The following is a 9,461-nucleotide window of genomic DNA, read 5'->3' as shown; positions in this document are numbered from 1 at the left end:
CCCGCCCCCCGACCCCCCCTCTCTCCCCGCCCCCCCCCCTGCCCCGTCCCCGCCCCTGCCCCCACCCGACTCGCCGGTCCGGCTCAGCGGTAGCCGGCGGCGATCACGTTGGCCTGGATCGCGTTCTCGGTGGCGTCGGACGGGTAGCCCGACACCATCGCCCCCTCGTAGAAGGTGCCGACGCTCTGGTTCGAGTTGTTGATGCAGCAGTCGCCGCCGCTGCCCAGGATGATGGCGCCCTGCTTGCGCATCGGGTTGTAGCCGCGGGGCAGGGAACCGTCGTACAGGGTGTAGAGGCTGCCGGACTGCGCGTTGCTGCCCTTCATGGCGAACCGCGTGGTCCCGTTGTTCTTCAGGGTGGCCGTGACGAACTTGCTGGTGAAGGCCCGCTGGTTGGAGTTCCACGAGCTGCTGCCGCCGGGGAACAGGCCGTATTCGAGGTCGGCCTGCACCCAGGGGCCGGAGCCGGAGCAGCCGCCGAACCAGCAGCTCGTGCTGAAGTTGATCGCGTCCATCGCGCCCGCTCCGTCGGCCCGGCGGGTGGTCTCGCTGTTGCCGTAGTCGAAGCAGCAACCGCTGTTCACGTGCGTACCGCTGGTCACCATGTACATGCCCTCGGGCGCGCTGCCGGTCGGGATGCCGCTGTTGTGACCATCCCGCCAGTAGCTGCTGTTGCCGGGGATGAAGAGCGAGTACGCCTTGCCGCCGCCGACCGTGATCGACTCACGGGTCGCGCTCGCGGGCTGGACGGCCCCGCCGATGCCCCCGGATCCCTGGTAGCCCAGGTTGTTGCCGTGCCCGGACTGGTCGTAGATCCAGGTGATCACGCAGCTGGTGTTGGCGCAGAACGAGTCCTGTGCCACGGCGTCGGCGCGTCCGCCCGCGCTCACCGCGTTGATGTCCCGGGTGCTGCTGTCCGACGAGCGACGCACCTGGTAGAGCCGGCCGCTGTAATTGGCGTACAGCGCCCGGGTGGTGCTGTGCGCGGCCACGCACGGCGTCCCGCCGGCGGCGTAGATGTCGCAGGGCTGGCTGGCGGACGGCGGCGGGGAGGACGGCGGGGGAGACGACGGTGGCGGGGACGAGGGGGGCGGCGAGGACGGTGGCGGCGAGGACGGTGGCGGCGACGAGGGCGGGGCCGAGGAGGGCGGCGGGGTGGTCGGGGTGACACTGCCGGTGCAGGCGACGCCGTTGAGGGTGAAGCTGGCCGGCGTGGGGTTGCTGCCGGTGTAGGCGCCGTTTAAGCCGAACGACTGGGAGCCGTTGGTGGGGATGCCGCCGTTGTAGGACACGTTGGTGACGGTGACGTCGCCGCCGCTCTGGGTGTAGGTGCCGTTCCAGAGCTGCTGGATGGTCTGACCGGCGCCGTAGGTCCAGGCGAGTCGCCAGCCGCTGACGGGGTCGCCGAGGTTGGTGATCGTGACGTTGGCGCCGAAGCCGCCGGGCCACTGCGAGCTGACGGCGTAGTTGACCTGACAGCCGGCGGTGGCCGCGGACGCGAACTGGGTGCCGGCGATACCGCCGCCGGCGAGCGTGATCGTGGTCGCGGCGGCGGCCATCAGGGTCCACCGCCGACGAGAGCTGCCTTGTCGCACGCGCGTGCTCCCATTCTGGGTCATGGTGACGTTCCCGGTACCGGTCCGCGGGTGATCGCTCCCGGACCGCGTGGGGGTGGTCGACGCCCGGATCGGTTCCGTCGGTCGACCCGCCCGGACCGGGGGCCCCGCAGGGGCCCGGTGCCGAGCGTTATCGCTAACATGCCGCCATCCGCTGGTGGCGCTCCCACGCTGGAACCATCAATGGACGTGACCGGCGGCTGCCCGTTCACCATCCTCGAACGCCCATGACATCGATGGTTGCCGTCGGACGCTACTCGGCGGCAAGTCCTCAGTCAACGGTCGGTCACGTTGCGGGCCCGGGTCGGATCGGTGGCTTCGGCGGCGGGTTCCGAAATGTGCTGGCTACACGACCGCTGTCGATGTTAGCGTTCTCCAGTCCTGCCCCGGTCGGCGAGCCGGCCCGGTGCCCCGGACCCGTGGCGCGCCCCGGTCCGTTCCCGGAGCGGGACCGGCGCCCGGAGCGGTGGACCGCCCGGCCCGGGAAGCCGCCCTTCAGGGGATACGCCCGCCGGCCCGGCGGCACAGACATCAGACGTTCCGTGCCCGCAGGTCAATCGGTGTGCCCGGTGGTGAACGTTGATCGTTCCGGACACTGGACACCGGGTGCTGGCTGCTCTATAAAGACATCTGATGTATGTCCGTCCGCTGAGACACGGGCGGCATGCGCCACTGGATAACCACCCCCGCGCCCGCCGCAAGCCGACCAATCCCGACCCACGGGTCGCGCTCCGGCACAACCCGCCGGAACGCCGAGAGGCCCGTCCGTACCGCAGTGCGGCCCGCGCACCCATACCGACGTGTACCACGGAAGGAGAAGGGTGAACCGCAAAGCTCTGCTGAGCGTGGGTCTGACGGCGATGCTCGGCGCGGCGATGGTCACCGCGGGCTGCAACCGAGGTGACTCGTCCGGCGACGGCACCACGGGCGGCTCCGCCCCGCTCGTCGGTGTCGACTACCCGCGGTCGGACACGGACTTCTGGAACTCCTACATAAAGTACGTGCCGCAGTTCTCCAAGGACCTCGGCGTCGAGCTGAAGACGACCAACTCGCAGAACGACATCGCGACGCTCATCGCCAACACGCAGACCTTCATCAGCCAGGGCGTCAAGGGCGTGGTGATGGCGCCGCAGGACACCGCGGCCATCGCGCCGACGCTGCAGCAGCTGGAGGAGAAGAAGATCCCGGTCGTCACGATCGACACGCGGCCGGACACCGGCAAGGTCTTCATGGTCGTCCGCGCCGACAACCGGGCCTACGGCACCAAGGCCTGCCAGTTCCTCGGCACCAAGCTGGCTGGCAAGGGCAAGGTCGTCATGCTCGAGGGCGGCCTCGACTCGATCAACGGCCGGGACCGCACCGAGGCGTTCAACGAGTGCATGAAGAAGGACTACCCCGGCATCAAGGTGTTCGGCGAGGCGACCGACTGGAAGGGTGACGTGGCCGCGACGAAGCTGCAGACCCGGTTCGCCTCGGACCCCGACATCAAGGGCGTCTACATGGAGTCCTCGTTCGCCCTCGCGGGCACGCTGCAGATCCTCAAGCAGAAGAGCCTGCAGGTCCCGCCGACCGACCCGAAGCACGTCTTCGTCGTCTCCAACGACGGCATCCCGGAGGAGCTGAAGGACATCGGCGGGGGCCTGATCGACGCCACCGTCAGCCAGCCGGCCGACCTGTACGCCAAGTTCGGGCTCTACTACGTCAAGGCGGCGATCGACGGCAAGACGTTCCAGCCCGGCCCGACCGACCACGACAGCAACATCATCCAGGTTCGCGACGGCGTGCTGGAGGACCAGCTCTCCGCGCCGCTGGTGACCAAGGACGGCGCCACGATCGGCGGTCAGCCCACGGTGAAGTTCGACGACACCTCCCTGTGGGGCAACGCCGGATGACGGACGGGCGGGACACCGCCGCCGGTCCGGTCGACCCCGACCGGACCGGCGGCGCGGAAACCGATCACACCCCACCCGTCGTCGAGGCGGTCAGCATCAGCAAGCGCTTCGGGTCGACGGTGGCCCTGGCCGGAGTCGACCTGCTGGTCCGGCGGGGCGAGACGCACGCCCTGGTCGGGCGCAACGGTGCCGGCAAGTCGACCCTGGTCAGCATCCTGACCGGCCTGCAGGCCGCGGACGTCGGCTGCGTCGCCTTCGACGGCCGGCCGGCACCGGGGCTCGGTGACCGCGACGCCTGGCGGCGCCGGGTGGCCTGCGTCTACCAGAAGTCCACGATCATCCCGACGCTGACGGTGGCGGAGAACCTCTTCCTCAACCGTCAGGCCCGCGGGCCGGATCGGCTGATCCGCTGGGGCGCGGTACGGCGGGCGGCGCAGGAGTTGCTGGCCACCTGGGCGGTCGACGTCGACGTACGACAGCCGGCGTCGGCGCTCTCGGTCGAGCAGCGGCAGTTCGTGGAGATCGCCCGCGCGCTGTCGTTCGGGGCGCGGTTCATCATCCTCGACGAGCCGACCGCGCAGCTCGACGCGGCGGGGATCGACCGGCTCTTCGGCCGGATCCGCGACCTGCGTGCCCAGGGCGTGACCTTCCTGTTCATCAGCCACCACCTGCAGGAGATCTACGAGATCTGCGACCGGGTGACCGTGTTCCGGGACGCCCGGCACATCATCACCGCGCCGGTCGCCGAGCTCAGTCGACCGGCACTGGTGACCGCGATGACCGGCGAGGACGTCAGCATGCCCGAGGCGGCACAGGCCCCGCCGTCGCCGGAGACGCCGGTGCTGCTGTCGGTGCGGGACCTGGTGACCCGGTCCGGCGCCGAGTTCTCCCTGGAGGCGAAGGCCGGTGAGGTCATCGGGATCGCCGGCGGTGGCGGCAGCGGCAAGGTGGAGGTGGCCGAGGCGATCGTCGGGCTGACCCGCCCGGCCAGCGGAACCGTCGTGCTCGACGGCCGCCGGCTGCGGCCGGGCAGCGTGCCCGACGCGCTGGACGCCGGCGTCGGGCTGGTACCGCAGGATCGGCACCGGGAGGGGCTGGTGCCGGAACTGTCGATCGGGGAGAACGTCACGATGACGGTGCCGCACCGGATCGGCCGGAACGGCTTCATCTCACCGTCCCGACGGGACGCGCTGGCCCGGCGGACCATCGAGGACCTCGCCATCAAGGCGGACGGTCCCCGGGTGTCCGTCGCCGAGCTGTCCGGTGGCAACCAGCAGAAGGTCGTGATGGGCCGGGCCCTGGCCGGCGATCCCAAGCTGCTGGTCCTGATCACCCCGACCGCGGGCGTCGACGTGCGCTCGAAACAGACCCTGCTGGGTGTCGTGGCGGACGTCCGCCGTCGCGGCAGCACGGTCCTGGTCGTCTCCGACGAACTGGACGACCTGCGCATCTGTGACCGGGTTCTGGTGATGTTCGCCGGCCGCGTCGTCCGCGAGGCGGCCCATGGCTGGCGTGACAACGAGTTGGTGGCCGCAATGGAAGGGGTCGATCTCGACCATGTCTGACACTCTGCCCAAGGCCGCCACGCCGACGTCCAGCCCAGCGCCGGCGGCGGCGCCGCCACGGCGGCTGGCCATCGCCCGGCTGCGTGACCTGGCGCTGGTGCCGGCGATCATCGCGGTCGCCATCGTCGGGTTCATCGTCAGCCCGGTCTTCCTGCAGCCCGACAACCTCGTCAACGTGCTGCAGAGCATGTCCGAGATCTCGATCGTGGTCCTCGCCGAGACCGTGGTGCTGATCGCCGGCAAGATGGACCTGTCCCTGGAGTCCACCTTCGGGTTGGCCCCCGGAATCGCGGCGTGGCTGGTCGTGAACCCGGCCGTCACCCACGGCCTCGGGGTGCACGCCCTGCCGGCGGGCTGGGCGGTGCCGGTGGTGCTGCTGGTCGGCGCGCTGGTCGGCGCGTTCAACGGGTTGCTGATCGTGCGCTTCGGCCTGAACGGGTTCATCGTCACGCTCGGCATGCTCATCGTGCTGCGCGGCCTGCTGACCGGTGTCTCGGGCGGCAAGACGTTCTTCGCCCTCCCCGGGTCGATGACCTACCTCGGCTCGACCACCTGGTTGGGGCTGCCGGCGTCGATCTGGGTGTCACTGCTGCTGTTCGCCGCCGGGATCGTGGTACTCGGGTTCACCCGGCCGGGCCGGGCCCTGTACGCGATCGGCGGCAACATCGACGCGGCCCGCGCGGCCGGTATCCGTACCGACCGGATCCTGTGGCTCACCCTCATCGTGGCCAGCATGCTGGCGGCGCTGGCCGGACTGCTGATCAGCGGGCGGCTCGCCTCGGTGCCCGCCGCGCAGGGCAACGGCGCCATCTTCCAGGTCTTCGCCGCGGCCGTGATCGGTGGGGTCAGTCTCAACGGCGGCCGGGGCACCGTGTTCGGCGCGTTCACCGGGGTGCTCCTGCTCTTCATGATCCTCAACGTGCTGACCCTGGCCGGCGTGCCCGCGCAGTGGACGAATTTCCTCAACGGCGCGGTCATCCTGGTGGCCCTGGTGGTCTCCCGGATCACCGGAGGCAAAGCGCAGACGTGAGGCAGGTGCCGGCGTCGGGAGCGTCGCGGCTCCCGACGCCGCCTTTTCGCAAGATCTCCTCCGGGCGTCGCAGCGCGGCGTCAACGACCAGTCAGGAGTCCCGGTGACCGAGCGCATCTCGTCCGTAGACCTTCTCGACGTACGGTTTCCGACGTCCCGGCATCGGGACGGCTCGGACGCGATGAACCCGTTCCCGGACTACTCGGCCGCCTACGTCGTGTTGCGGACCACCTCGGGAGCCGAGGGCCACGGGCTGGTGTTCACGGTGGGCCGGGGGACCGAGATCCAGGTGGCGGCCATGGAGTCGCTCGTCCCGATGGTGGTCGGCCAGCCCGTCGACGAGCTGACGGCGGACCCGGGCGCGTTGGCCCGACGGCTCATCGGGGACAGCCAGATCCGCTGGCTCGGTCCGGAGAAGGGCGTCGTGCACATGGCCGCGGGCGGCCTGGTCAACGCCGTCTGGGACCTGGCGGCCCGCCGGGCCGGCAAGCCGCTGTGGAAGCTGCTCGCCGACCTCACCCCCGAACAACTGGTCGGGCAGATCGACTTCCGCTACCTGCGCGACGCACTGACCGAGGACGACGCGCTCGACCTGCTCCGGGCCGCCGCCGCCGGTAGGGCCGACCGCGAGCGGCTGCTGCTGGAGGAGGGCTATCCGGCGTACACCACCACGCCCGGCTGGCTCGGCTACGACGACGAGAAGCTGGCCCGGCTGTGCCGGGAGGCCGTCGACGCCGGATACGAGCTGATCAAGCTCAAGGTCGGTGGTGACCTGGCCGACGACGTGCGCCGGCTGGGCATCGCCCGGCAGGCGGTGGGCCCGAAGATCCGCATCGCGGTCGACGCCAACCAGATCTGGGGAGTGCCGGACGCGATCCGGTGGATGCGCGAGCTGAGCCGCTTCGACCCGTACTGGATCGAGGAGCCGACCTCGCCGGACGACGTGCTCGGGCACGCCGCCGTGCGCCGGGCCCTCGCCCCGGTGAAGGTGGCCACCGGTGAACACGTGCACAACGCGGTCATGTTCAAGCAGTTGTTGCAGGCCGAGGCGGTCGACGTGGTGCAGATCGACGCGTGCCGGGTCGGCGGGGTCAACGAGAACCTGGCCATCCTGCTGCTGGCGGCCAGGTTCGGCGTGCCGGTCTGCCCGCACGCCGGCGGGGTGGGACTGTGCGAACTCGTCCAGCACCTGGCCATGTTCGACTTCGTGGCGGTCAGTGGCACGGCCGAGAACCGGGCCATAGAGTACGTTGACCACCTGCACGAACACTTCGTGGATCCGGTACGGGTGCGGCGTGGCCGGTACCTCGCGCCGACCTCGGCGGGCATGAGCGCGGAGATCACCGGCGCGGCGTTGGCCGCGTACCGGTTCCCCGACGGTCCGGAGTGGAGTGACGCCGCGGCCGGGCCGGCGCACACCGGGCCAGCCACCGAGCCGGCCGCCACGGCAGGCTGAGCGTGACCGGGAGCGGGACCGACATGATCATCGACGCGCACCACCACCTCTGGCGACCAGAGCGGGGATACGACTGGCTCGACGAGCCGGGCCTGGGGAGCATCCGCCGGCCGTTCACGCCGGACGACCTGTCCGCGGAGATCACTTCGGCCGGCGTGGACGGCACCGTGCTGGTCGAGGGTGGCCGCTGCCATCCCGACGAGGTGCCCGAGTTCCTCGGCTACGCCGCCGACACGGCGGCGATCCTCGGCGTTGTGGCCTGGCTCGACGTCGCCGCCGGCGACGTGGCCGACACCATCGCCCGCTACCGGCGGTTGCCCGGCGGGGAGTACCTGGTCGGGCTGCGCTCGCAGGTGCAGGGCGAGGCCGACCCCGACTATCTCGACCGGCCCGAGGTACGCCGGGGGCTGGCCGAGATCGGTGCCGCCGGGTTGGTGTTCGACCTGGTGATCCGGGCCGACCAGCTGCCCGCCGCGGCGCGGGCGGCCCGGGCGGTTCCGGACCTGCGTCTCGTGCTCGACCACCTGGGCAAACCCCGGATCGACGAGGGCGCGGCGGGGTTGCGGCGCTGGCGGGACCCCTTCGCCGCGCTGGCCGCGAACGCCAACGTCACCTGCAAGCTGTCCGGGATGGTGACCGAGGCCGGACCCGGGTGGTCGGTCGACGCGCTCCGGCCGTTCGTCGCGGTGGCGGTCGAGGAGTTCGGCGCCGCCCGCCTGATGTTCGGGTCGGACTGGCCGGTCTGTCTGCTCGTCGCGGACTACCCGGGCGTGCTGTCGGCGTTGCGGGAGAGCCTGCCGGCGCTCTCCGAACAGGAGCTGCGGGACGTCTTCGCCGACACCGCGGTGCGGACCTACGAGCTGGCCGGGCGACTCGGGCAGCTGTCCGGCCGGACCGGTCCCGAGCGGCGGTCGTGACCGGCCCGGCGGTCGCCGGGGACGGTAGGCCCCAGCGGCCGGTCCGGACCGGGTCGTCGGTCCGGACGACCACGCCGGTCGCCGGGGGTGACCGGCGCCGGCCGCCGGGGTGGTGGCCGGTCCCCGCCGGTCGGCTACCGGCGCGGGTCGGCCGCCGGGGCGTCGAGCACCGCGCGCAGCCAGGACTCCGAGGTGTTGACGTGGATGAGCGCGCTGGCCTGGGCGAGCAGCTGGTCGCGCGAACGCAGCGCGAGGTAGATCGCCCGGTGCTCGTCGATCGTCGTGTGCGCCGAGTTGCCCTCGATCAACCCGCGCCACACCCGGGCCCGCACCGTACGGCTGGACAGGCCGTCCAGCAGCGAGGTGAGCGTCTCGTTGCCGGTGGCCGCGATGACGGTCCGGTGGAACGCCGTGTCGAACTGGATGAGCTTCTCGGCGTCGTCGGCGGACGAGCGCATGTCGTCGAGGATGGCGCTGAGTTCGTCGAGGGCGTCGACGGAGATGCGCAGCGCCGCCAGCCCGGTCGCCACCGGTTCCAGCATCCGGCGAACCTCCATCACCTCCAGCAGCGTGTCGTCGCGCAGCAGCTCCACGGCCAGCCCGAGACCCTCCAGCAGGAGCCGGGGGGCGAGGCTTGTCACGTACGTGCCGTCGCCCCGGCGCACGTCGAGCACCCGGGCGGACTCGAGCACCTTCACCGCCTCGCGTACCCCGCTGCGGGACAGCCCGATCTGCGCGGCGAGCTGTGGTTCCGGCGGCAGCCGGGCGCCCGGCGGCAGCTCACCGCTCTGGATCATGCCACGGATCTTCGTGATCGCCTCGTCGGTCAGTGCCACGGAGGTCTCCTTCGAACCGACACGCGAGCCCGCTCACGCGGCGGGTCGCGCTGCCCGGAACCGCCGTTGGACACCGGCAGTGCTCTCCACTATAAAGACGTCAGATGTTTGTTGGCGTCAAGGCACCCCGTGTCGCTTCGACGACAACG

The 9,461-nt window shown here is 71.1% G+C and carries 7 protein-coding genes; 5 read left to right on the top strand and 2 right to left on the bottom strand.

All coding sequences use genetic code 11. From position 1 onward, the window contains the following. Positions 1-83 precede the first annotated feature (83 nt). Positions 84-1,595 carry an arabinofuranosidase catalytic domain-containing protein gene (locus tag ACXN5W_RS26310; protein WP_473161068.1) on the bottom strand — a complete coding sequence of 504 codons (1,512 nt, stop codon included), beginning with the start codon at positions 1,593-1,595 and terminating at the stop codon, positions 84-86. Positions 1,596-2,437: 842 nt separating this feature from the next. On the opposite strand from ACXN5W_RS26310, the gene ACXN5W_RS26305 reads away from it, so the two are divergent. The 5 genes from ACXN5W_RS26305 (at position 2,438) to ACXN5W_RS26285 (ending at position 8,476) form a co-directional block, all read left to right on the top strand. Then, complete coding sequence (locus ACXN5W_RS26305) at positions 2,438-3,508, top strand: sugar ABC transporter substrate-binding protein (RefSeq protein WP_473161067.1); 1,071 nt, start codon at positions 2,438-2,440, stop codon at positions 3,506-3,508. Continuing rightward, positions 3,505-5,073, top strand: coding sequence for a sugar ABC transporter ATP-binding protein (locus ACXN5W_RS26300; RefSeq protein ID WP_473161066.1), 1,569 nt, complete (start codon positions 3,505-3,507; stop codon positions 5,071-5,073). The genes ACXN5W_RS26305 and ACXN5W_RS26300 overlap by 4 nt, the downstream gene beginning before the upstream one ends. Then, a complete protein-coding gene (locus tag ACXN5W_RS26295) occupies positions 5,066-6,103 on the top strand; it encodes an ABC transporter permease (RefSeq protein WP_473161065.1) in 1,038 nt (345 codons plus the stop codon). Before ACXN5W_RS26300 ends, ACXN5W_RS26295 begins: the two co-directional genes overlap by 8 nt. Positions 6,104-6,206: 103 nt before the next feature. Then, positions 6,207-7,559 (top strand): enolase C-terminal domain-like protein, encoded by a 1,353-nt coding sequence (locus tag ACXN5W_RS26290; RefSeq protein WP_473161064.1) that lies wholly within the window; start codon positions 6,207-6,209, stop codon positions 7,557-7,559. Between the two features lie 2 nt (positions 7,560-7,561). Beyond that, positions 7,562-8,476: an amidohydrolase family protein gene (locus ACXN5W_RS26285; RefSeq protein ID WP_473161063.1), complete on the top strand. Its 915-nt coding sequence runs from the start codon at positions 7,562-7,564 to the stop codon at positions 8,474-8,476. 134 nt (positions 8,477-8,610) lie between these two features. Here ACXN5W_RS26285 and ACXN5W_RS26280 read toward each other — a convergent pair whose 3' ends face one another. Next, positions 8,611-9,312 carry a FadR/GntR family transcriptional regulator gene (locus ACXN5W_RS26280; protein ID WP_473161062.1) on the bottom strand — a complete coding sequence of 234 codons (702 nt, stop codon included), beginning with the start codon at positions 9,310-9,312 and terminating at the stop codon, positions 8,611-8,613. Positions 9,313-9,461 lie beyond the last annotated feature (149 nt).

This window comes from Plantactinospora sp. A48 (assembly GCF_055793945.1).
The sequence above is the reverse complement of the archived record's forward strand: the minus strand, read 5'-3'. Positions and strand labels throughout refer to the sequence as shown.

Excerpts from the sequence above, each read along its gene's own strand:
- ACXN5W_RS26300 (WP_473161066.1), top strand. The coding sequence starts at position 3,505 with ATGACGGACGGGCGGGACACCGCCGCCGGTCCGGTCGACCCCGACCGG.
- ACXN5W_RS26295 (WP_473161065.1), top strand. The coding sequence starts at position 5,066 with ATGTCTGACACTCTGCCCAAGGCCGCCACGCCGACGTCCAGCCCAGCG.